The organism is Aliidiomarina minuta (assembly GCF_003987145.1).
Lineage (GTDB): Bacteria > Pseudomonadota > Gammaproteobacteria > Enterobacterales > Alteromonadaceae > Aliidiomarina > Aliidiomarina minuta.
Map to the genome: position 1 here is coordinate 16,246 of NZ_PIPL01000001.1, position 22,102 is coordinate 38,347.

The window sequence follows — 22,102 nt, forward strand, 5'->3', positions numbered from 1 at the left end:
ACTCGTTTAGAGTATGCCCAGAATAAGTACCCCATGCGGTGCTTATGAAATAGAACAACAAGGATTGGGGAAACCTCATGAAAAAAATAATGATTTCCGCCGCGGTAACCGCGGCACTTGGTCTTACCGGTTGTTTAGCTGACGGCTCGTCAGCCCCGGTAACACAAGAAGAAGCAAGTACGCCTTACGCGCGCGTCACCTTCGACCCTGGTGCGGGCGCAGTTTCAGTTCCAAATAACCTGCTGTATCTGGGGACTAACGACGGTACGCTGGATATTGCGTCAGGTGACGAAGCAGAACCTACGGTTGCACTAAGCGCTCTGGATGGCTGGTCAACGTCTTTCCCAATTGTTTTAGGCGTAGATTTACCCGGTGCGCGTGACACTCACGCCGCCCTTACTTTAGATGCGGCTTCGATAGAGAGAGCCGGGTCGGTACGTTTGTTTAAAGTGTATGCCGGTGGAGAACTCCAGGTTGAAGGCTGCGCAAATGCTCAGCCAGTGGTCGCTTGTGCGGTTCAGGAAGAGCTGACATATGGCGAGGACTTCGTGGTACAGGCGCAGGCTTCTGGTATTTCTGTAGTGCCATTGCGCCCGCTGGAAGCAAAAACCAGTTACATGGTGGCGGTAACGGATATGGCGGAAGATGGTCTTGGTCGTTCTTTACGCCCTTCGCAAACTTATTTTGCTGCTAGCAGTGATGCTGAGTTGACGGGTGACGGAGCACAGATTCAGGGCATTATTCAGCAGAATCATAGTGTACTGGATAGCAACGGTGTGAGCCCTGCCAACGTGGTTTATTCTGCAGTGTTTACTACCCAGTCAACGGCGGATGTGCTGCAAGTTGTGCAAAGTTATCTGGCGGCTGATTTGCAGCGTATGGGGGCGGGTGCTGAAACTATTACTTCAGGGATTGAGGCGCTATTTACGGGTAATACGGTTGCTAACGCGTTGACTGCTAATGTTGATGGTTTCCCTTCCTCACAGCCTGATGCCGGAGAACCTTTCTTTGCTGAATATGCAGTATCTGATACGGCCGATCTCTATGCAGGAAGTGTTGATTTACCTTACTTCAGCGGTATTCCTTCAGAAGAAAATCCAATGGCGCCGCTTAGTCAGCGCTGGGAAGCGGAGTTTGTGAGCCCTGTTACTGTTGCTTTAGCTCTGCAATCTGGCGATATTTCGGGCGGCGAACTTGTGGCTTGTAATATGCCTCAAGAGTTAGTTGCGGACTTCGACGACAATAGAAACCCTGCTGTTTTCTCGGGTCAGTTAGCTTATGCAGAACTTCCTGAAGATGAAGCATGTTCGGTACTAGATGATGGTCGTCATTTAACCAAACATAATCCATTGCCATTAGTTCGTGATAGCTTGACAACACCGTTATGGATGTCAGTACCAGATGAAGGTCGCGTGAATGACGTACGTCAGCTGTTAAGCTCGGTTATGGAGGGTATTGATTTACCCTCTTTACAGCAACCCGCAGACGGCTGGCCTGTGGTGATTTTCCAGCATGGTATTACAGGTAATAAAGAACAATTCCTGGCTATTGCTGGTGCATTGTCGTTGTCCGGACATGCGGTGATAGCTATCGACCATCCGTTGCATGGTGAGCGTGGTTTTGGGGCTATGAATGCTTCTGCCAGTTATACTGATAGTGCTGGCGATCCAGCTGAAGGTGACCCAACGGTTTATTTAAACCTGGGTAACCTGCTGACAGCCCGGGATAATCTGCGCCAGAGCACGGCAGATCTGTTGTCGCTGCGTTTTGCTTTAGGGCGTATAGATTCAACCTATGATGGTGCTAATATTAATCCGGCTAATGTGAAGTTTATCGGCCATTCGCTGGGCGGTATTGCGGGCGTTAATATGGTAGGTATTGCTAATACACCGTTCCCGCAAATGCCTGAAGGTTTCCCTTTATCTGATGTATTCGGGGTTAACCAGGCCGTGTTTGGTATGGCGGGTGGTGGTATTGCGCCTTTCCTTATTGAAAGTGAGCAATTTGGCCCCATTATTCGTGAGCAGCTAGCAGAAGCTTCAGGTGTTACTGGCGCAGATCTGGATGCTGTAATTCAAGAGTTTATGTTTGCAGCGCAAACTGTGGTCGACTCGGGTGACCCTATTAACTATGGTGGTCAAGTGCAGGCGACTGAAACGCCCGTATTGTTAATACAGGCTAACGGCGATACTGTCATTCCAAATCAGGCGAGTTTGCCGTTGGCAGGCACTGAACCGTTAGCGGGGGTGTTAGGTCTGCAGACTGTGACTGAGCCTACTATGGGTGAAGAACCCGTATCTGGTTTTGTGCGCTTTAATGGTGCGTCGCATGCTTCTCTATTGCAGCAGGCTGAAGGTGATGCAGAAATGACTACGTTAAGCATTCAGCTGATGATCGGAACCTGGCTGGAAAGTCAGGGAACAATTTTGAATGTTGACGCTGAGCGTGCCGGAGATTAAGGTTTCCGAATTCGCAAAAAGCCAGCATTTGCTGGCTTTTTTTATGAGCAAAGCATATTTTTCCGCTTTGCATGGACTAGTAAATAACGTGAGGTATAAAACAAGTGGAGTTTTTGGTTGAACTAGGAATATTCTTGGGTAAAGCGCTGGTTATTGTCGCTGCGGTTTTCATGATAGTCACTATTGTAGGGGCCGCGGCGATGCGGCAGAAAGAGAATAAAGGCGAGTTATCGGTGGATAACCTGTCGAAGCAATTGCGTAAAACGACACAGCAGATTCGACACAGCCTGATGTCAAAAAAAGCGCGCAAAAAAGCGGAAAAAGCGGCTAAGAAAGACGCCAGCCATGAAGCGGAAGCTGAGAAGAAGTTGTTCGTAATTGATTTTAAAGGCTCAATGGACGCTCATGAAGTTGAATCATTGCGCCGTGAAGTGACTGCAGTGTTGGGCATCGCGGACAAAGACGATGAAGTCCTGGTGCGTGTGGAGAGCGGTGGTGGTGTCGTACATGGTTACGGGCTGGCCGCATCCCAATTACAACGCATTCGCGATAAAGGCATCAAACTTACGGTAGCGGTCGACAAGGTAGCGGCCAGCGGTGGTTATATGATGGCTTGTGTGGCGGATAAAGTGGTGGCGGCACCTTTTGCCATACTGGGTTCTATTGGCGTTCTGGCACAGCTACCAAACTTTAATAAGTTGCTGAAAAAGAATGATATCGACTACGAACAGATCACTGCAGGTGAGTATAAGCGAACCCTTACTTTATTTGGTGAAAACACTGAAGACGGGCGTAAGAAGTTTCAGCAGGACATTGACGATGTACATGTGCTGTTTAAGAACTTTGTTGGCGAACATCGTCCGCAATTAGATATGGATAAAGTTGCTACGGGTGAGATCTGGTTTGGTACTCAGGCATTAGAGCAGAAGTTGGTAGATGAAATTATGACCAGCGATGATCTGATGTTAGCCGCATCTGAAAAGTCTGACGTCATTAAGGTAACCTATAAACCGAAGAAAAATCTGACGGAGCGGTTTTCACATAGTGCCAGCACAGCTATTGAAAGCACGCTGATGCGTTGGTTTCAACGTTCTTCATACTGGTACCGGTAAGTAGAGTTAAGGCTCGCCAGAAGCGCTGGCGAGCCTTGAGTTGCTATTCTCGTGGTGTCGGAGAACGGGTTGTACTTTCAACGCTTACGGTGGCTGACTCTTCACGGTCCACATCTGCGTTCGGGTCATTAAAGGTAGCTTCGTCCAGCTGACCTTCGCTTTTGCCAATGATCGTCGTGACCATGCAGTCGCCGGTAATATTAACCGCGGTGCGTGTCATGTCGAGCAGACGGTCGACGCCAATAATCAAGGCAATGCCCTCTACTGGTAATCCTACCTGCTGTAGCACCATAGCCAGCATGATAAGACCCACTCCAGGTACGCCAGCGGTTCCCACCGAAGCCAGAGTCGCGGTGGCTATAACCACCAGGTAATCTACTACTGTTAAATCAATCCCATAAACCTGAGCAATAAAGACGGTGGCTACGCCCTGCATAATTGCAGTGCCATCCATATTAATGGTCGCGCCTAAAGGCACGGTAAAGGAAGATACGCTGTTATGTACGCCTAACTTTCGATTGGCGGTTTCTAAGGTAATAGGGATGGTGGCATTGCTGCTGGCGGTAGAAAAACCAAATAACTGCGCATTACGAAGTTTGCGTAGGAATATAAGTGGATTAAGTCCGGTAAAGCCTTTTAGCAGCAGAGGATAAACAACCAGTCCATGGAAAATAAGCACCACAAAAACCAGCAGGAAATACTGTAGCAGACTACCAATGGTAGCAAAGCCAAGATCGGCAAACAGGCGGGCCATCAGGGCAAACACCCCGTAAGGCGCCACATGCATTAACAACATGACCAGTTTCATGATGACTGTGTTGAAGTCTTCAAAAACATTTTTCAGCCGTTCGCCAGGCTTGCCGACCAGTGTCATAGCTATGCCAAAGAGCAAAGCAAAAACAATGATTTGCAGCATATTGCCTTCAGCCATGGCGTTGATAGGATTACTCGGCACCATGTCGATAATGACATCAACAAAAGAAGGGGCTTCCTGAGCATCGAAAGAAGCATCGCTGGTCAGGCTCATACCATCGCCAGGCTTTATCAATAAGGCGGCTGATATCGCGATAGTAATGGCTACAGCAGTGGTAAAGAGATAAAGCCCAATCGCCTTGCCGCCTAATCGACCTAGTTTTTTCGGGTCGCTCAGTGCGCTAGTGCCGAGCACCAGAGACACAAAAACCAGAGGTACTACCAGCATCATTAAGCTGGTAATGAAAATCTCACCCGCCATTTTAAACAGGCCTTCGGTAAGGTAAACCTGTACAAAAGGGGTATCGGCAATGGTTAACTGAAGTAAAACACCAACTAGAATGCCTGCAAGCATGCCGATCACGATGCGGCTGGTCAGGCTAAGTTTTTTCGCTGCCATAAGAGGTCCTGATTATCATTTTTATGCGAAGAAATAAGGAGCATAGACTAGCAGACTTCTTGCTGATGCCAAAGCTTACAAAGCCTGTCAGCCATGCAGTAGAACGCAAAAAAGGGGCACTCAGGCCCCTTTTTATTCATTTATTATTAGTGATTTTACTGGCTGATAAAGGTGGGACCGAGACCGTTCGTCCAGGCCGCGGCAGAAAGTACCATCAGTATAACCATCAGGACCAGGCCTGCGGTTACCACCGAGCTTGAATATATAAAGCCTTGCTCTTCGGGGATATGCATTAAAATGGGCACACCGGTATAGAGCAAAAATACTGAGTAGGCGACACCGGCTAAGAACACCATAGATACAAACCATAGCTCAGGATAGATAGCACCAATACCTGCCATGAATACAGGTGTAGCCGTGTAGGCCGCCAGTTCTAACGCCTGGGTATAATTTGCGGTAGCACCAAATATCTTTGCCATAGCCTGAATAATAAAAGCCAGTGCGAGTACGCCTGCAATGAGCCCGGTATACATAGCCGCGGCCATAATAAGCGCACTTTGCTCAGTTAAGTAAATAGACTCGCGGGCTCCAATACTAAAGCCGGCGTGAGCGGCTGCATAATAAGCAAAAGCGCAGGGGATTAACGCCACTATTAAAATATGTGACAGCGAAAAGCGCAGGCTTTCATGTCGTTTATCAATAGTTTTCCATTCATCTACCGGATGGGCGTAGAGACCCCAGATGTGATTTAGTATCATAACGACTCCTTAAGCATCAGTGCTTGTCTGCCTGATCTTCTGATTATTATAAATAGTAATAAGAGAATAAGTTAACTCTATGTCTGTATATTGACTCGCTTGCCAAAAGAGTCAAGAACTAAAGGTTCTGAATAAGTAGGGTTCAAAATCATTTTGTTATAAAGTGGTTAACATATGAGGCTCCACATGGAAAAAAAGATGGTTGAATTACTGGAGCCAGTGCAGGGTTTTCTGCATTGCTCAACGCCCCAGGCCTGGTTAGATGAGGCGGCGAAACCTGAGAACACATCGATGCTGTTACTGGATCATCTGCACTGTGAGTTAAAAGCGGCGCAGAGTGCTACTTTTCTTATTCGCCGGTATGCGCCGGAAAGCCAGTTGGCGGGGCATGTGCTGAGCTGGCTTGAGCCTTATGAAGACTTTCTTTACCGGGGGCGTGGTAGCGGCGATTTCAGTCAGGCGGCGGTACCTTCTAAACTGGGCCTTAAAGATCGTAATCATGATCCTGTGGTTAATGAATTACTGAGTAAAATGGTGTTGCTGATTAAAGAAGAATTACATCATTTTCAGCAGGTGTGGGAAATTATGGAGGCACGGGATATCGAGATTGTACCTTTGTCAGCGGCGCGTTACGCAGCAGGGTTGCGTCGTCATATGCGTACACATGAACCCGCGGCTTTTATTGATAAGCTGATACTAGGCGCCTACATTGAAGCTCGTTCCTGCGAACGTTTTGCTAAACTGGCCCCGTTACTGGATACTGAGCTGGAGCGTTTTTATACGTCTTTATTGCGTTCGGAAGCCCGCCATTATCAGGACTACCTTGCTTTAGCGGACTTGCTCGCGGAGCAGGCCGGTACACCACTGACTTCTGTGCAGGATCGAATTCAGGTGTTAGGCGAAGTTGAGGCTGAGCTGATAACGGCTGATGATGATCAATTTCGCTTTCATAGCGGGAAGCCTTTAAATCATAGCCAGGAGATAGCAATTGAAGGTTCTGCTACAGATCTTATTTAGTCGTCTCTTATTTAGTCGTCTCTTATTTAGTCATCAATGCTATCGCTGCGTAATAAATAGGTTTCTGCGGTGACTTCTAAGATACTGCCATGCTCATACCAGTCACCGAGTACGATGCGTTCGCCCAGAGTACCATCAGGTAGCTCATGGTGATGTACGTCAGGCATATGGGTGTGGCCATGAATGAGTCGTTCCACCTGATGTCGGCTCATAGCATCAATCACCGCGTCTTCAGTAGCGTCCATACGTTTTAACTGTGCGGCAGTGAGCTGGCGCTGACTGTTACTGTTAGCGCGCAGTTTAGCGGAAATAAATCGGCGCAGGCTCAGTGGCAAACGGGTGACGATGGCGAGCAATATTGGGTTACGTATAATACGGCGAAACCTTTGATAGCTGGTGTCTAAAGTGCACAGCGTGTCACCATGCATAAGGAGAGTAGGCTGACCATAAAGGTCGACGACTGCTTCTTCAGCTAAAATTTTGATACCGGTTTCGCGGGCAAAACGCCGGCCAATAAGAAAGTCGCGGTTACCATGAATAAAATAAACGGGTGTACCCGAACGAGTCAGTTCAGCTAATGCCTGGATAATATATTGATGGAAGTCGGTCTGGTCATCATCGCCTATCCAGGCATCAAAGAGGTCGCCCAGTATATAGAGAGCGTCACTTTCTGTTGCTTCGTCACGCAAAAAACGAATAAACAGCTCAGCAATATCGAGCCGCTTCTCGCTTAAATGCAGATCAGAAATAAAGTGGGTAATCATGCTTCGTCGATACTGGCCTTTTCTAGAACCACATCTTCTACCGGTACGTCCTGATGCATACCTGAACTGCCGGTTTTCACATTTTTAATTTCTTCTACAACGTCCATGCCTTCTACAACTTCAGCAAAAACACAATAACCCCAGCCTTGCATGCTCTCGCTCTGGAAATCGAGAAAATCATTGTCTTTGATGTTAATAAAAAACTGCGAAGAGGCCGAGTGAGGCTCATTCGTGCGGGCCATAGCGAGCGTGCCGCGTTTGTTGCTGAGGCCATTATTGGCTTCGTTCTGAATAGGATCAGCCGTTTCTTTTTGCTGCATTCCTGGCTCAAAACCACCGCCCTGAACCATAAAACCATCGATGACACGGTGAAAGATGGTGTTGTCGTAAAACCCTTGTTCTACGTAGTTCAGGAAGTTTTTAACCGTTTCCGGAGCTTTGTCGTCGAATAAACGAATTGTAATATTGCCGTGGTTTGTCTGTAAGCTAACCTGCATCAGTCAGTTCTCGCTGTTAGGAGTAAAAATAAGTAATACACTCAGACTGCCAAGTGTAGCGGAAAGGGCAGCCCGGCAAAACCCTTTAAGCTTATTCGTGAGTAAGTGCCAGCGTTTCAATAATAGGCTCAACTACGGCGCAGCATTCTTCAATGCTGTCGACCACGTGATATAATTGATGGTCAGCAGGGTCTATCATTCCTTGCTCTGCCAGGTAGTCGAGGTTGATAAGCGTATTCCAGAATTTCTTGCCATACAGCAAAATGGGCACGGCTGGCATTTTGCGGGTTTGAATTAGCGTTAGGGTCTCAAATAGTTCATCCAGCGTACCGAAGCCGCCCGGGAACACTACAATAGCTTTAGCTCGTTTCAGAAAGTGCATTTTGCGCATGGCAAAATACTGAAATTCAAAGCTGTGTTTGGCGGCTATGAAAGGGTTTACCCGTTGTTCCTTTGGAATCACTATATTCAGGCCAATGCTCTCATGACCGACATCGTGAGCCCCCCGGTTGGCTGCTTCCATAATGCCAGGACCACCGCCGGTAACCAGTTTAGTATGGTGCAACTGACGTTGCTCAATCAGTTGTCCAAGCCGCGCAGCAAGTTGACGTGCCTCTTCATAATAAGGTGTTAACCCGGTACAACGCTGAGCCCGCAGGTCAGTGTCTATGGTTTCCTCGGGGCTGGGAATGCGGGCGCTACCAAAGATGGGGATAGTATGGCGAATGTCGGCCTGGTCCAATGAATTTTCTACCACCAGCCATTCATGGGCCAGATGATGCGCCCGCTCGATATCTTCAGCGGATGCAGATTCACTTAATTTTATAAAATCTGTTGCCAGTGTGCTTTCTTTCTGTGTCATTCGTATTCCTCGGATGGCTTGAAAATGCTATGCTTTGCAGCGTTTTTCTGTGCTGATGTTGGCATAGTGCATGGGTGAGTTACATCTAATTTTACGATTTTCAGGGAGTCTGTTCAGATGCTAAAGCTTTATAATTCGTTAACGCGACAAAAGGAAGCGTTTCAGCCCTTAATCCCGGGTCAGGTAAAGCTTTATGTCTGTGGTGTAACTATTTATGACTACTGCCATATTGGCCATGCCCGCACCTATGTTGCCTTTGATGTTGTTGTGCGTTATCTGCGCTATTTAGGTTACGAGGTAATCTTTGTACGTAATATTACCGATGTTGATGACAAAATTATCCAGCGAGCGGCTGAGAATAATGAAGATATTGATGATTTAACCCAACGTTTTGCGCAATACATGCATGAAGATTTTGCCGCATTGAATCTGACGGAACCTGATATTGAGCCTCGGGTGACCACGCATATGCCGGAAATTATTGAGCTGATTGAAAATCTGGTGGCAAAGAAACATGCCTACGTACAGGATAATGGCGATGTTTTATTTGATGTGTCCAGTTTTAAAAATTATGGCCAGTTAAGTGGTCAGAACCTTGAACAACTGCAGGCAGGTTCAAGAGTTTCGGTAGATAACGATAAACAGAACCCGCTGGACTTTGTGCTCTGGAAACATGCAAAAACGGATGAACCGAGCTGGGACTCGCCCTGGGGCAAAGGCCGTCCAGGCTGGCATATTGAATGTTCCGCAATGAATGGTAAGCACCTGGGCAAGCACTTTGATATTCATGGTGGAGGCTCTGATTTGATGTTTCCTCATCATGAAAATGAAGTGGCCCAATCCTGCTGCGCTCATGACACCCCGTATGTCAATTACTGGATGCATAGCGGCATGGTGCAGGTGAACGAAGAGAAAATGTCGAAATCCCTGGGTAATTTTTTCACCATCCGTGAAGTACTTAAGCAGTATGACGCCGAAAGTGTGCGTTTTTTCCTTCTTTCCGGTCATTATCGCAGCCAACTGAACTACTCTGAAGATCATCTGAATCAGGCCCGTTCTGCTTTGGAGCGTTTGTACACCGCCTTGCGTGATATTCAGGCGGTAACTCCGAAAGCGGAGATACGAGAAACCTTTGACCGGCGCTTTAAAGACGCTCTGAATGACGACTTTAACGTGCCAGAAGCCATGTCTGTGTTGTTTGATGTGGCCCGGGAGATTAACCGTCAGCGTGAAAATAGTGCCGATGTAGCTGCTCAGCTGGCAGGGCTACTCACTGAATATGGCGATGTGCTGGGTATTTTACAGCAACCGGCAGAGCAGTTTTTACAGGAGGCCGGAGCCAGTTCCGAAGACATTGATGTGCAGCGTATCGAAGCTTTGATTACCGAGCGCAATCGCGCGCGAACAGAAAAAGACTGGGCGGCTGCCGATGCAGCCCGCGATGCGTTAACTGATATGGGCATTGTTCTGGAAGATGGTGCTCAGGGAACGCGCTGGCGCCGACAATAATAAATTCTTATAACTTTTTAATTGGGAGGAGCCTTTATGGCGACGCCACAAGTACATCATCTGACATCTTTTGATGCGGTGAATAATTCAGACTGGGATGCCCTGATTGTTATTGGCAATAGTTTTGCCCAGTTGCCGGAAAAGCTGGCGCAGGAAGTAGAGCAGGCTAAGCAAAGTGACCAACGGCTGGCTAACAGTACCCAGCTTCTGATCAGCGAGTCAGTTCCGGGCAAGCGGTTAATTTTAGCCCCTGTTGGCAGTCTGCAGGAAGATTACGATGACGTGCGTCGTTATTATGATGCCGCGCGACAGGCTGCACGTCTGGCCGTTGAGGCAGGCTCCACACGACCTGTTATCTGGGTACAGGACATACCAGCGAATGAGGCATTTAATAATGCCATTGCGGTTAGTTTCTTTGGTTTTTGTCAGGAGCTTTATGAACCACTGGAAGCCTGTGAGCATTTTGGCGATGAAAAGATAGAACCTGTTACCGATGTCGCTTTTATTGCGGATGAATTAAATAGCCAGTGGTTAAACGCTGTTGAAAGCGGCCGCCGGGCCGCTCGGGATCTCTGTGGAACCGAGCCTGAGCGTATGGCGCCCATGCGTTTCGCGGAATACTGTAAAAATATTTTTGCCAATACGGCGGTTAAAGTCAGTGTCATTGAAGACCGCATGCAGCTTGAACATGAGTATCCGCTACTGGCAGCTGTGGGTCGGGCTTCATTTTCAACGCCTCGCCAACGGCCCTGTGTTATCCGCCTGGAATACACCGGTAGTGGTGACATTGATGAAACGCTGTTTATGGTAGGTAAAGCTATTACTTATGATACCGGTGGCGCTGATCTTAAAACCGGCGGTCACATGGCGGGTATGAGCCGTGACAAAGGTGGAGCCGCAGGTGTTGCTGGTTTTGTCAAAGCAGTCGCCGAACTGAATCCTGAAAACCTGAAAGTAGTCGCTGAACTGGGTGCGGTTCGTAACAGTATTGGTAGTGATGCTTTTGTTTCTGATGAAATTATTACCAGTCACGCGGGTGTGCGGGTACGTATAGGTAACACCGACGCAGAAGGGCGGCTGGTAATGGCAGATTGCTTGTCACATTTGCGCGAAGAAGCGATTAAGGCAGTTAAACCCAGTCTGTTCACGGTGGCTACGCTGACGGGGCATGCTGCCTTAAGCAAAGGCCCGTATACAGCACTGGTGCCTAATGCGAGTGCGCAGCTTAGCGGTGCTACGGCGCATCTGATGCAGGCTAGTGAGAGCTGGGCTGATCCTACTGAATTGTCGCCAAGCCGTCGTGAAGACTTTGATTTTGTGCGCGGGCATACGAAAGCGGATGATGTTCTGTCGTCAAATAATGGGCCTTCGGCAACGACCAAACGTGGTCATCAGTTTCCAATGGCCTTTTTGACAATATCCTCAGGGCTGGATAAACACGGTGCTAATAGTGAAAAACCACTGCCTTATACTCATATTGATATAGCCGGCAGCGGTGTAGACACCGGTGACTGGCAGCACGGCAAGCCCTCCGCCACGCCAGTACTGGCTTTTGCCGGCCGTTATCTGGTGTGACCTAAACCGGTAGCGCGTTTGTCGACAACCCGGCGTGCTACAAAAACAACCTCAATGTTTTTTTCTTCATCGCCCCAGCGACACTCGTTGGGGCGACGTGGTGCGTCGCACCAGTCGGGTTCGCCCAGGATTTGAGTCACTTCACTAAGGTGCATTCCAATACCTATCATATGGTAGTTTGCGCGGGTGACGTTAGGATTGCTACAGGCTACTAACAGGCAGCTCAGTAGAATAAGCAGAGCGCCCTGCATAGCAACTTTGAAGGTGTTCATGATGTGCCTCATTAAGTGAAATTTTTACCCTAAGCTTAGACAGTTAATTTCACAAAATGAGGAGTGGCGGAAAAATTATTCTGGAGCTTCGAGCTTAATACTATCCAGTTCAGCTTTTGTTTTACCATGGGGTGTTGACGAACGGCTTTCAGCATCGATATGCACAAAGACAATGTCATCGGCCACGCATATATTTTGCTTGGTACCTTTGTTACGTACCACACAGGTAACGGTCAGCGAAGTGCGGCCCACGCTTTTAATCGCCAGACCGAATTCAACCACGTCGCCCTGAAACGCTGAGGCTTCAAAACTAATCGCACCTATGTGTTTGGTTACCAGGCTTTTGGCGTCTAACTGGCAGCTGGCAAAAATGTAAGCTTCTTCGTCTATCCACTCCAGAATTCGTCCACCAAAAAGCGATCCCGCAAAGTTAAGATCGTTTGGCATTACCAGCCGGCGAGATAAAAAGCGCATATTATTGCTCCCTTACTTAGATTAATTATTGATTATTATAACTGATATGGGGCTTCAGACCGGCAAATAAAAGTCACATACAAAAAAGCCGACCTCGAAAGGGTCGGCTTTGTTATTCGATAACTTATTTAGAATGTAAGTCTTATACCCGCACCAATGTTCATACCTGGCATAGGGGCATAATCTCTGATGAAAGAGTTGTGCACAAAACCTAAACGATTATTGATATTTTCGGCTTTCAGATAGACAGCAAGGTTCTGACCGCCGGTGGTTTGCGGATAAAAGTTAAGGTAGGCATTTAGCATACCAAAAGAATCAGTTCCGACTTCACCTTCGGCAATATCGTTCTGAGCCCAGTACTGAGTGTAGCCCAGAGTGGCATCCCAGTTGCTCTCAGTGTAGCGCAGGTTAAGGCCGGTGCGTTGCGCTGGTATGCGAGGAACATTGCCGGCATCGCCACTGAACTTAGCTCTGGTGTAGTCAGAAAAACCACCAATGCGCCAGTGTTCAGTCAGGTAATAATGACCGCTTATCTCATAACCATAAAGGTCAGCATCTTGTTGCACGTACTGATAAACAGGCAGGCCGCTGTCATCATGATCGTGAGCGTGGTCATGATCGTGATCATCGTGACCACCTAAACCGGCATCACCATCAAGCTGTCCACTGGTGAACCCAAGATTTCTAGCGTAAATAAAGTCATCAATCTGGTTATAAAACACGTTGGCATCAAAGTGAAAACGTTCACCGTCATAATGCACACCCAGGTCGATATTGGTTGCTGCTTCTTTTTGCAGACCTTGTGAAGCCAGCACTACCTGGTATTCTTCGTGGTCATGATCATGGTCGTGGTCGTCGCCTACGCTTTCAATATTGTAAATGCCGCCTAAATCATAAGTTCGGGTGGCAAAATGAGCACCGTTAGAAAACAGCTCGGCAGCTTGAGGAGCGCGCTCGCTGTAGCTTAAACTGGCAGAGAACTGTAGTTCAGGGGTGTAACGGTAGGTGGCACCAGTTGATAAGCTGATTGGACGGTAGCTCAGGGTTTCCAGTCCGTGTGTATCAATTTCCACATACTCGATACGGCCACCTAGTTCATAGGTGATATCGCCCATTCGACGTTCGCCTACCCAGAACAAGCCTGCCAGTTCTGTCTCAGAGTCAGGGGTGAAGGCTTCGACTCCGTAAGATGTATAATCCTGATGTTTAAACTGGACGCCTGTGGCACCTGACCAGCCCCATATTTCGTTATGACGGCCAGTGACGCGTAATTCAAACTGCTCAAGACCAAAACCGGATTCAACAAATTCGTCTTCCAGCTCTTCATGGGTAAGTTCGGTATAACCCAGGTTAAAATCTAAACTTTGAAATCCGGCAAAAGGTTGCTCTACTCGTCCGAGCACCTGAAAGCGATCTTGTACACTATCTGCATAAATCCCTGCATCACTATGTTCGTCATCGCCATGATCATGGCCGTGGTCATGATCGTGATCATCACCGTGGTCATGTGAGTGACCTGGAATACCATAGCTACGTTCCAGACGGCCATAAGAGGCACCCACGAAACCACGGTCAAAAAGATAACTGGCACCTACTGTAGCGCCCTGATCTTCGGTAAAGCTGTTTTCAATCGTTTGTGCCCGATCACCATCAGGGTCGGTAAAAGTCGGAACGCGGTAGTCATCAGCGTTACGTTTAAAACCATCAATATGAAAGGCAAAGTTTTCTGTGCCTTGCTGCAGGGAAGCTGAGCCATATCGCTCGTTAGCAGCTCCGGCTACGCCGGCTTCAACATGGCCTTCAGTTCCAATTATAGGTTCACGTGGAACGCGGTTATCGACCACGTTCACAATACCGCCGCTGGCACCACTTCCATATAACAAAGTGGCCGGGCCACGAAGTACTTCAATTTGACGTGCGGTACTGGTTTCGGTAGTCACCGCATGGTCAGGCCCGCCGCGGGATACATCGCCGACATCCAGACCATTTTGTAGAATACGCACACGAGGACCATCCAGTCCACGGATTACCGGACTGCTGGCGGTAGGACTGTAGTAAGAGCTCTGCACACCGGGTAAATCTCGTAAGGTTTCACCCAGGGTTGGCGCCTGAGACTGGCGTAAGAAATCACCAGAAAGTACATAAATAGGTTGCGCTGACTCAATCGCGGTACGCTCTAACGGACTGGCGGTAACCAGAATGCGCTCTAGTTCTAAATGTTCGTCCTGAGCGAAGGTAACACCGGATATTAAAAATGCGGGAATCAGTAGTGACAAGGGACGTTTCTGCAATTTCATAACTAACTACTCTCACCTTGGTGGATTGTGTTTGTAATAATATAACATTACACGACGAGAAGCCTCAAGGCAAGCTGATATGGTGGTCGCTGATAGAACAAGGTACACTTTATATATAACTAGTAACTTATTCTTTTTATTCACAAAGGTTGTTTATGACAAAGTTCACTATGCTGGCAGGCATTGCCTTAAGTTTCTCCCTACTGGCCTGCGGGTCTGCTTCAACAACACCGGCAGAACCCCAGGCGCGCGCAGGTGCTATTCAGGCGCATCTTGAGTTCCTGGCAGATGATCTACTGGAGGGGCGTGATACCGGAAGTCGGGGCCATGAAATTGCATCTGCATATATAGCTGCTAATTACAAAGCTCTGGGGTTAGAAGCGTACGGTGAAGATGGCTATTATCAGTGGATGCCTGCGCGGCAGACTCGTTTAGTGCCAAACAGTCCGACTTTTACGCTGCATACTAATGGCGATGATATTGAAATTGCTTACCCCAAGGCATTTTTCTCAGGCCCTAGTGCGACTCATAAAGAGCAGTCGGTCCAGGCCGAACTGGTATTTGTCGGGTATGGCTTAGTATCAGAAAGTTTTGGACTTGATGATTACGCCGATCTCGATGTGGACGGTAAAATTGTGGTTATGCTTACAGGCCGCCCAGCGGATTTGCCGAGTGAAGCCGCCGCTCACCTGAATCGCATTAAAACGGAACTGGCTGCAGAGCGCGGGGCGGTAGGTGTTATTACCCTGCATACTCCGGAGCGAGAGGAAGTTCGTCCTTTTGAAGTCTCATTGATGTATCAGAATGCACCCAGTATGCGTTGGTTAAAAGAAGACGGTAGTGTGTTTGGTGCTTTTGATAACCTGCAAGGCGGTGCTTATTTGCACTACGAAGCCGCGGAGCCTTTGTTTGAAAATTCTGAACAGAGTCTGCAGAATATTCTGGCACAGCTTGAAGCGGGCGAGAGCCCGACTGGTTTTGCGTTGCCCGTCAGTGCCACCTTAACTCGTGAGTCTGTGCATCAGGAGATGAAAAGTCCGAATGTAATTGCAGTATTGCCAGGTTCTGATCCTGAGCTGGCTGATGAATATGTAGTGTATACGGCGCATTCCGATCACCTGGGACTGGCTCAGGATATGAGCAGCGACAATAAGGTTAATAACGGCGCTTTGGACAATGCTTCTGGTGTTGCTGTGATGCTGGAAACCGCTCGTATGTTCGCTGAAGCAGCCGCCAACGGTAACGGACCGAGACGTTCTGTGATGTTTGTGGCGTTGACAGGTGAAGAAAAAGGCCTTTTAGGCGCGGACTATTTTGCTGAAAACCCACCGGTTCCAGTTAGCCAGATGGTAGCAAACGTAAATCTCGATATGCCAGTACTGCTGTATCCATTTGCCGATGTAGTAGCTTTTGGTGCTACGCATTCTACACTGGGAGATGTCGTAGAACGTGCGGCTGCTCGTTATGACATTAAATCAAGTCCGGATCCTATGCCTGAACAAGCCATTTTTACTCGTTCAGATCACTATATGCTGGTGACCCGTGGTATTCCGGCGGTATTTTTAATGACTGGCTTTACTTCTCAGGATGAAGATGAAGAGGGTGGCGAAGTCTGGGGACAGTTTTTCGCAGAGCAGTATCATCGTCCAACCGATGACGTGGCGACATTAACTGAAGTTTATGGTGGTATTCGCTATGATTTCGGTGCTCTCTTTGCGCAGATAAACTTCGCTATTGGCGATGAAATTGCCAACGAAGACAAGCGCCCTGAGTGGTTGCCTGACAGCTATTTCGGTACTATTTTTGGCGGTGATGAAAATAGTCCCCGCCACTAAAGGGAGTTGACTAAGCATGCGTTTGCTTTATTTGTTTGCGGCACTGGCACTGGCACTGCCTGCCTTACCGGTTCAGGCAACTGACGGTTGGGGAGCTTTTGTCAGTGGCATGCAATCTCACTACAGTGATATACCGCTCAGTGAAGATCTTAATACCGAAAGTAAGTTTAATGAAATAGGTGCTGGGCTTGTTTATCAGCGGTCTGATAACTGGTTTGTGGAAGCCGCCCTGAGTCGAGGTAGTCAGCTGCGTCATCGGCGCGAAACCGGTGTAGATGAGGATGGCGAACCGGAAACTGAAAACTTTTTTGGCCGTACTTACGGCGCCCGCATCGACCTGGGGTATCGGTTCCAGCAGAACGCTTATTTTTCATTAAAGCCGTCGTTTGGTTATATGCATCGCGGATTCCGCAATCCTGCTGATGAAGGGCAGCAGATCCCTTCTCAGCGGGCACGTGAGAATAGTCTGACTATGGGCGTGAATGCTGAGTATCTGGTTTTGGAGCATCTGGCATTTTCAATAAGTTTCAGAGCACTGACTTCGGGTGAGCGGCAACAGACGCTGAGCCTGTTGTACTATTTTTAGTTAGCAGGGGAAAGGTATGGCTGCAGAGTTTCAATTGGATCCGCGTTTAGATAGTGACTGTTACCGGGTGGCCGAGTTACCGTTGTGTACTCTGTTAATGATGAATGATGCTCAATACCCCTGGTTTATTCTGGTTCCCCGGCGTGTTGATGTTACTGAAATCTATCAGCTAAGCGAAGTCGATGAAGCGCAGTTATGGCGCGAATCCAGGCAGTTGAGCGAAGCGCTGATGCGTCTGTTTGATGGCGATAAGCTTAATCTGGCGGCACTGGGTAACATGGTGCCGCAATTGCATCTACACCATATAGTGCGCTACACCAACGACCTGGCCTGGCCGGGGCCGATCTGGGGTAAACATCAGGCGCAGCCTTATGAAGAAGAGCAGGCACAGCAACGTATACAATTACTGTCTGCGCAACTGGGTATCTAATCCTGTTCGGCTATTTCGGTCATAATCTGAGTGCACCAGTCTTCAATACGCTGGTCACTCAACTCATACTGACAATCTTCATCAAGTGCCAGGCCAACAAAGTCCTTGTCATCGTTAATTAAAGCTTTAGAGGCAATAAAGTCATAGCCCTGGTTGGGCCATAAACCTATACGTTGAATACTGTCATCGGCGATAGCGTCATGCAGCATGCCCAGAGCGTCCTGAAACCACTCGGCATAACCGTTCTGGTCGCCCATACCAAATAAAGCAATAGTTTTACCGCTGAGGTCCAGCCCTGCAACTTCCTCCCAGTGGCTTTCCCAGTCTTCCTGTAGCTCACCGAAATCCCAGGTGGAAATTCCAAAAATAAGAATGTCATATTCGGCGGTTTTACTGAGCGGTACTTCTTTTATATCATGCAGTTGAATAATATCAGAGCCAAGGCAGTCACGAATTTTTTCAGCTGCAATTTCGGTGTAGCAGGTAGTAGAACCGTAGAATAAACCAATGCTCAAACTCATGGGCAGAATCCTTGTTGAGGCATTATCAGAACGTGGTGTTAGTTTAACAGACTTTAGTGGCCCGAGTCAGCGCCAAAGTGGGGTTAGACATTAGCTACAGAAGCTTTATAATTCGGCCTCTTATTTATATCCGTTAGTGGAGAGACGCATGCCATCTGGCAATAATCTGGTTGAGCTTATTGATAGGCTGGATCCTGTGTTTGATGAAGCCATCGTCGATGGTAATGATGACGAACTATTTGCCAGCGGTTATTTACGCGGCCATTTTGACCTGGTCGCGGCACGTTTAATCCTGGCTGGGGAAAGCGAGACTGAGGCTTTATGGCCAGCTCTGGAGCAGGCTATTGATAACGCCAGTCATGAATTGACCCCGGCTGATCAGACTCATGTCAAAAACCTTTACCAAAAATTGCAGCAGCGCGCGGCAACGTCTTCTTAATTAAAGCTGGCCCCGGACCAGCTTGCGACGCGCAAAGCGATCCGGCTGTAGCGCCTGCTCAAGGTCGTGGCCTGATGGTTTAGTGTGCTGCATTATCTGCGCCGAGAGTAATTCAGCACACCAGGGAGCGCTGGTAAAACCGCGTGAACCCAGGCCTCCCAATACCCATAATCCTTGCCAGTGGGTTATCTGTCGGCCCGCATCTTTACCTGCTAAAAAGCGAGGCATAGCGCCTACCAGCGGTAAGTGGTCGGCTGTCGTTGCCCGAATACTGGCGCGTTGGTCAAGGATTTCCAGGGAATCAGCCTGGGCCGAGGGTACGTATTCAGTCAGCAGGCGCAGATTCTCCTTATCATCCTGACTACGGGCAGGCTGCTCGACTTGTTCCTTAGCAAAGCTGGCGCCAATACAGTGAGTTCCGTTCTGGGCTGGGGTCACATAACCTTTATGACACACTACTGTTTTTAATGCAGAGAGAGCATTATTGGAAGCAACCCGGGTTATCTGGCCTCGCACCGGACGCACATCGAGTAACCCTGAGGTTGCTGAATTAAGCTGTTTATCAAGTTTCGCAAGTTCATGGCCATTAGCCAGCACCAGCTGATCAACCTGCAGTGTTTCAGTCGCTGTGGTTAACTGCCAGCCCTGCTTTGTTTGCTGGATATCCGTTACTTTAGCGTTCAGGTGCAGCCTGGCCGCTGATTTCTGGAGCAACTGCCGGACTACCTGAGCGGGCTGTAACCAGCCGCCAACTGGATAATAAAGTCCCTGCTGGGTAAGGGAAATACCAGCGTATTGACTGGCATGCTCAGCATCTACGGCGCATACCAGTTGTTCTGGATAATGTTTACGGCTGATGATTTTTTGCTGCCGTTCCAGTTGTGCCGGATTAAAGGCAAGCTGCAGCACTCCGCTGGTATGAAAGTTTGCGGCATTGTGCTGTTGATAATACTGAGAGGCGTAAACAAAAGCTTGCGCATATAGTGCACTGCTGGTGGTGAAGTCGGCATGAAGCAGCGGATAAACAGCGCCCTGGGCATTGCCTGATGCGGCCATCGCTGGTTGTGAGTCAGCACAAAAAACGTGTAGCTCAGTGTTCTCTCGCGATAAACGGTGAGCCAGGCAGGCGCCAGCAATGCCTGCACCAACAATAGCTATGCGCTGCTTTTTGCGATGACGGGGGGCGGCAGGTGCCAGTTTATGGCCAGCCAGCATATCTCTTTTGCTGCCAAAACCTTTTACTTTGCGCACAGTAAAACCTGAGTCCTGTAACCCTCTGCGTACGGCGCCGACGGCGGTGAAAGTTGCTAAAGTACAGTCCGCAGCTGCGCTTCTGGCCATGGCCTGATAGAGCTCTGGCTGCCACATTTGGGGATTCTTAGCCGGCGCAAAACCATCCAGAAACCAGGCATTGACGCTGTCCTTATGAGCTTGTTGCCAATCAGGCAAGCTATCGAGCACGTCGCCAAAATGTAAGTCCAGAGTTACGCGCTGCCCCTCTAGCGACATTCGGTGGCAGCCGCTAACTAAGGGGGGATACTGAGCAATGAGTTGCCCGCAATATTCTGCCAATTGTGGCCATTGACTAAGGGCTTTTTGTAAATCATCGCGGGTTAATGGGAAACGCTCGAAGCTGACAAAGTGCAAACGCGCCTGACTGGGCGCTTGTTGTAAAAAGAGCTGCATGGCGAGTAGAAAATTAAGGCCAGTGCCAAAGCCGGTTTCGGCGATAATAAAAGGCGTGTCTGTCTGCCAGTGCTGAAAACGACTGGCTAAATTATTCTGTTGTAAAAAGACGTAAGTGCTTTCTGCAAGACCATCTTCGTTACTATAATAGATATCGTCGAAGGCGTCAGATACAGGCATACCATGCTGATTAAAGTGGACTCTTGCTGGTTCAATACTATATTTCACGCCTTTGTAACTCACTGCTGTCAGACTGGAAGTATTATGGTAACAAAAGTTTACTCTTGAGTGTCTGGCAAAGCTGACCACTCAACTGACCATTTTCGTTTACCCGATAACGCGCTATGATAGCGGCAAATTGCAAGATAGGACACAAAACAGATGAGACGTGCAGTCATTACCGGGCTTGGTGTGGTATCAAGTATCGGCAACAATCAGCAAGAAGTTTTAGATTCTTTACGTAATGGTCGTTCAGGCATTACCCGCTCTGAAAGCTTCGCCGAAATGGGCTTACGCTGCCAGGTATGGGGTGAAGTTAAACTCAATACGAAAGAATTAATTGATCGTAAAGCGCTGCGCTTTATGGGCGATGCAGCCGCATACGCTTATATTGCTCTGGAGCAGGCGATCGCAGATGCTAACCTGACTGAAGATGAAGTTTCAAATGAAATGACAGGCTTAGTTGTCGGTTCGGGTGGAGCTTCCGGTGAACATCAGGTGGGTGCCGCCGATCTGTTGCGTGAGCGTGGAGTTAAGAAAGTCGGCCCTTATATGGTACCGCGATGCATGGCATCTTCTACTTCTGCTTGCCTGGCTACGCCGAAAAAGATTAAAGGTGTGAATTATTCTATCAGTTCTGCCTGTGCTACCAGCGCCCATTGCATTGGCCATGCGCTGGAGTTAATCCAACTGGGTAAACAGGATCGTGTTTTTGCCGGTGGTGGTGAAGAGCTACACTGGACCCTGGGTATGGAATTTGATGCTATGGGTGCCTTGAGCACTAAATACAACGACCAGCCAGAAAAAGCATCCCGTACGTATGATTCTGCTCGTGACGGTTTTGTGCCGGCCGGCGGTGGCGGCATGCTGGTAGTTGAAGAACTGGAGACCGCGTTGGCTCGTGGCGCCAAAATTTATGGCGAAATAGTCGGTTATGGCGCGACCTCTGATGGTTATGACATGGTGGCGCCATCTGGTGAAGGGGCTGTACGCTGCATGAAAATGGCGATGCGTGATCTGGATGCTGAAGTGGATTATGTAAATACCCACGGTACCAGTACTCCGGTCGGCGATGTAAAAGAGCTCGAAGCTATTCGTGCGGTATTCGGTGATAATACGCCGATGCTCAGTGCAACTAAAGCGATGACAGGTCATTCATTGGGTGCTGCTGGTGTGCATGAAGCTATCTTCTCCTTGTTGATGATGCGTGATGGTTTTGTTGCACCGTCCATTAACATTGACGAGCTGGATGAGCAGGCTGCAGGTATGCAGATTATCCGTGAGATGAAAGAGACTGAACTTAATCTGGTGATGTCTAACAGCTTTGGTTTTGGCGGTACAAACGCCAGTCTGGTATTTCGTAAATACCAGAGTTAATAAAGCAAAAATTTTGTATAGTAAAAGGGTGGCTCTGGCCG

Annotated in this window: 20 protein-coding genes; 10 read left to right on the forward strand and 10 right to left on the reverse strand. The window is 48.4% G+C overall.

The window, feature by feature from the left end; all coding sequences use genetic code 11:
* Window positions 1-77: 77 nt before the first annotated feature.
* Together CWE09_RS00090 and sohB are read left to right on the forward strand one after the other, a co-directional pair.
* Window positions 78-2,459: a VolA/Pla-1 family phospholipase gene (locus tag CWE09_RS00090; protein WP_126801878.1), complete on the forward strand. Its 2,382-nt coding sequence runs from the start codon at window positions 78-80 to the stop codon at window positions 2,457-2,459.
* A gap of 104 nt (window positions 2,460-2,563) precedes the next feature.
* Window positions 2,564-3,571: a protease SohB gene (gene sohB, locus CWE09_RS00095; RefSeq protein ID WP_126801879.1), complete on the forward strand. Its 1,008-nt coding sequence runs from the start codon at window positions 2,564-2,566 to the stop codon at window positions 3,569-3,571.
* Window positions 3,572-3,614: 43 nt separating this feature from the next.
* Here the strand turns inward: sohB and CWE09_RS00100 are convergent, their stop codons facing one another.
* Window positions 3,615-4,943 carry a dicarboxylate/amino acid:cation symporter gene (locus tag CWE09_RS00100; RefSeq protein ID WP_126801880.1) on the reverse strand — a complete coding sequence of 443 codons (1,329 nt, stop codon included), beginning with the start codon at window positions 4,941-4,943 and terminating at the stop codon, window positions 3,615-3,617.
* Between the two features lie 155 nt (window positions 4,944-5,098).
* Entirely contained in the window at window positions 5,099-5,701 is a 603-nt protein-coding gene (locus CWE09_RS00105) for a Yip1 family protein (protein WP_126801881.1), read from the reverse strand.
* A gap of 186 nt (window positions 5,702-5,887) precedes the next feature.
* Here CWE09_RS00105 and miaE point away from each other — a divergent pair, with 186 nt between their 5' ends.
* Entirely contained in the window at window positions 5,888-6,718 is an 831-nt protein-coding gene (miaE, locus tag CWE09_RS00110; RefSeq protein ID WP_198679556.1) for a tRNA isopentenyl-2-thiomethyl-A-37 hydroxylase MiaE, read from the forward strand.
* 26 nt (window positions 6,719-6,744) lie between these two features.
* Here the strand turns inward: miaE and lpxH are convergent, their stop codons facing one another.
* The 3 genes from lpxH to CWE09_RS00125 form a co-directional block, all read right to left on the reverse strand.
* Window positions 6,745-7,482 (reverse strand): UDP-2,3-diacylglucosamine diphosphatase, encoded by a 738-nt coding sequence (gene lpxH / locus CWE09_RS00115; RefSeq protein ID WP_126801885.1) that lies wholly within the window; start codon window positions 7,480-7,482, stop codon window positions 6,745-6,747.
* Window positions 7,479-7,979, reverse strand: coding sequence for a peptidylprolyl isomerase B (gene ppiB, locus CWE09_RS00120; RefSeq protein ID WP_126801886.1), 501 nt, complete (start codon window positions 7,977-7,979; stop codon window positions 7,479-7,481). Before ppiB ends, lpxH begins: the two co-directional genes overlap by 4 nt.
* Window positions 7,980-8,070: 91 nt before the next feature.
* Complete coding sequence (locus tag CWE09_RS00125; protein ID WP_126801887.1) at window positions 8,071-8,841, reverse strand: LOG family protein; 771 nt, start codon at window positions 8,839-8,841, stop codon at window positions 8,071-8,073.
* A 117-nt stretch (window positions 8,842-8,958) separates the two neighbouring features.
* Here CWE09_RS00125 and cysS point away from each other — a divergent pair, with 117 nt between their 5' ends.
* Together cysS and CWE09_RS00135 are read left to right on the forward strand one after the other, a co-directional pair.
* A complete protein-coding gene (cysS, locus tag CWE09_RS00130; protein ID WP_126801889.1) occupies window positions 8,959-10,350 on the forward strand; it encodes a cysteine--tRNA ligase in 1,392 nt (463 codons plus the stop codon).
* A 36-nt stretch (window positions 10,351-10,386) separates the two neighbouring features.
* Window positions 10,387-11,925, forward strand: a complete 1,539-nt coding sequence (locus CWE09_RS00135; protein ID WP_126801890.1) for a M17 family metallopeptidase — start codon at window positions 10,387-10,389, stop codon at window positions 11,923-11,925.
* On the opposite strand, the gene CWE09_RS00140 is transcribed toward CWE09_RS00135, so the two are convergent.
* From CWE09_RS00140 to CWE09_RS00150, 3 genes are all read right to left on the reverse strand, one after another.
* On the reverse strand, window positions 11,913-12,197 hold the full coding sequence (locus CWE09_RS00140) for a hypothetical protein (RefSeq protein ID WP_126801891.1): 285 nt from the start codon (window positions 12,195-12,197) through the stop codon (window positions 11,913-11,915). The two genes, CWE09_RS00135 and CWE09_RS00140, sit on opposite strands and share 13 nt — an antisense overlap.
* Window positions 12,198-12,272: 75 nt before the next feature.
* The gene (locus tag CWE09_RS00145; protein WP_126801892.1) at window positions 12,273-12,671 is read right to left on the reverse strand and encodes an acyl-CoA thioesterase; all 399 of its coding nucleotides are present in this window, start codon (window positions 12,669-12,671) and stop codon (window positions 12,273-12,275) included.
* Window positions 12,672-12,799: 128 nt separating this feature from the next.
* On the reverse strand, window positions 12,800-14,968 hold the full coding sequence (locus tag CWE09_RS00150) for a TonB-dependent receptor (protein WP_126801893.1): 2,169 nt from the start codon (window positions 14,966-14,968) through the stop codon (window positions 12,800-12,802).
* Between the two features lie 155 nt (window positions 14,969-15,123).
* Here CWE09_RS00150 and CWE09_RS00155 point away from each other — a divergent pair, with 155 nt between their 5' ends.
* The 3 genes from CWE09_RS00155 to CWE09_RS00165 are packed head-to-tail and all read left to right on the forward strand — an operon-like array spanning window position 15,124 to window position 17,819.
* Window positions 15,124-16,803 carry a M28 family metallopeptidase gene (locus CWE09_RS00155; protein WP_126801894.1) on the forward strand — a complete coding sequence of 560 codons (1,680 nt, stop codon included), beginning with the start codon at window positions 15,124-15,126 and terminating at the stop codon, window positions 16,801-16,803.
* A gap of 16 nt (window positions 16,804-16,819) precedes the next feature.
* Window positions 16,820-17,389: an outer membrane beta-barrel protein gene (locus CWE09_RS00160; protein ID WP_126801895.1), complete on the forward strand. Its 570-nt coding sequence runs from the start codon at window positions 16,820-16,822 to the stop codon at window positions 17,387-17,389.
* Between the two features lie 16 nt (window positions 17,390-17,405).
* Window positions 17,406-17,819, forward strand: coding sequence for an HIT domain-containing protein (locus CWE09_RS00165; protein ID WP_126801896.1), 414 nt, complete (start codon window positions 17,406-17,408; stop codon window positions 17,817-17,819).
* Here the strand turns inward: CWE09_RS00165 and fldB are convergent.
* Window positions 17,816-18,340, reverse strand: a complete 525-nt coding sequence (gene fldB, locus CWE09_RS00170; RefSeq protein ID WP_198679558.1) for a flavodoxin FldB — start codon at window positions 18,338-18,340, stop codon at window positions 17,816-17,818. The genes CWE09_RS00165 and fldB overlap by 4 nt on opposite strands.
* A 148-nt stretch (window positions 18,341-18,488) precedes the next feature.
* Between fldB and CWE09_RS00175 the strand changes: the two genes are divergently transcribed.
* Window positions 18,489-18,779 (forward strand): YfcL family protein, encoded by a 291-nt coding sequence (locus CWE09_RS00175; protein WP_126801897.1) that lies wholly within the window; start codon window positions 18,489-18,491, stop codon window positions 18,777-18,779.
* Here CWE09_RS00175 and mnmC read toward each other — a convergent pair whose 3' ends face one another.
* Window positions 18,780-20,693: a bifunctional tRNA (5-methylaminomethyl-2-thiouridine)(34)-methyltransferase MnmC2/FAD-dependent 5-carboxymethylaminomethyl-2-thiouridine(34) oxidoreductase MnmC1 gene (gene mnmC / locus CWE09_RS00180; protein WP_126801898.1), complete on the reverse strand. Its 1,914-nt coding sequence runs from the start codon at window positions 20,691-20,693 to the stop codon at window positions 18,780-18,782.
* A 153-nt stretch (window positions 20,694-20,846) separates the two neighbouring features.
* On the opposite strand from mnmC, the gene fabB reads away from it, so the two are divergent.
* Window positions 20,847-22,061: a beta-ketoacyl-ACP synthase I gene (gene fabB, locus CWE09_RS00185; protein WP_126801899.1), complete on the forward strand. Its 1,215-nt coding sequence runs from the start codon at window positions 20,847-20,849 to the stop codon at window positions 22,059-22,061.
* Window positions 22,062-22,102: the final 41 nt, after the last annotated feature.

Coding starts and splice junctions, on each gene's coding strand:
- CWE09_RS00100 (WP_126801880.1), bottom strand. CDS start 4,943: ATGGCAGCGAAAAAACTTAGCCTGACCAGCCGCATCGTGATCGGCATG.
- CWE09_RS00145 (WP_126801892.1), bottom strand. CDS start 12,671: ATGCGCTTTTTATCTCGCCGGCTGGTAATGCCAAACGATCTTAACTTT.
- fabB (WP_126801899.1), top strand. CDS start 20,847: ATGAGACGTGCAGTCATTACCGGGCTTGGTGTGGTATCAAGTATCGGC.
- cysS (WP_126801889.1), top strand. CDS start 8,959: ATGCTAAAGCTTTATAATTCGTTAACGCGACAAAAGGAAGCGTTTCAG.
- CWE09_RS00150 (WP_126801893.1), bottom strand. CDS start 14,968: ATGAAATTGCAGAAACGTCCCTTGTCACTACTGATTCCCGCATTTTTA.
- CWE09_RS00155 (WP_126801894.1), top strand. CDS start 15,124: ATGACAAAGTTCACTATGCTGGCAGGCATTGCCTTAAGTTTCTCCCTA.
- CWE09_RS00090 (WP_126801878.1), top strand. CDS start 78: ATGAAAAAAATAATGATTTCCGCCGCGGTAACCGCGGCACTTGGTCTT.
- ppiB (WP_126801886.1), bottom strand. CDS start 7,979: ATGCAGGTTAGCTTACAGACAAACCACGGCAATATTACAATTCGTTTA.
- CWE09_RS00135 (WP_126801890.1), top strand. CDS start 10,387: ATGGCGACGCCACAAGTACATCATCTGACATCTTTTGATGCGGTGAAT.
- miaE (WP_198679556.1), top strand. CDS start 5,888: ATGGAAAAAAAGATGGTTGAATTACTGGAGCCAGTGCAGGGTTTTCTG.
- CWE09_RS00160 (WP_126801895.1), top strand. CDS start 16,820: ATGCGTTTGCTTTATTTGTTTGCGGCACTGGCACTGGCACTGCCTGCC.
- CWE09_RS00125 (WP_126801887.1), bottom strand. CDS start 8,841: ATGACACAGAAAGAAAGCACACTGGCAACAGATTTTATAAAATTAAGT.
- CWE09_RS00140 (WP_126801891.1), bottom strand. CDS start 12,197: ATGAACACCTTCAAAGTTGCTATGCAGGGCGCTCTGCTTATTCTACTG.
- lpxH (WP_126801885.1), bottom strand. CDS start 7,482: ATGATTACCCACTTTATTTCTGATCTGCATTTAAGCGAGAAGCGGCTC.
- CWE09_RS00175 (WP_126801897.1), top strand. CDS start 18,489: ATGCCATCTGGCAATAATCTGGTTGAGCTTATTGATAGGCTGGATCCT.
- fldB (WP_198679558.1), bottom strand. CDS start 18,340: ATGAGTTTGAGCATTGGTTTATTCTACGGTTCTACTACCTGCTACACC.
- CWE09_RS00165 (WP_126801896.1), top strand. CDS start 17,406: ATGGCTGCAGAGTTTCAATTGGATCCGCGTTTAGATAGTGACTGTTAC.
- CWE09_RS00105 (WP_126801881.1), bottom strand. CDS start 5,701: ATGATACTAAATCACATCTGGGGTCTCTACGCCCATCCGGTAGATGAA.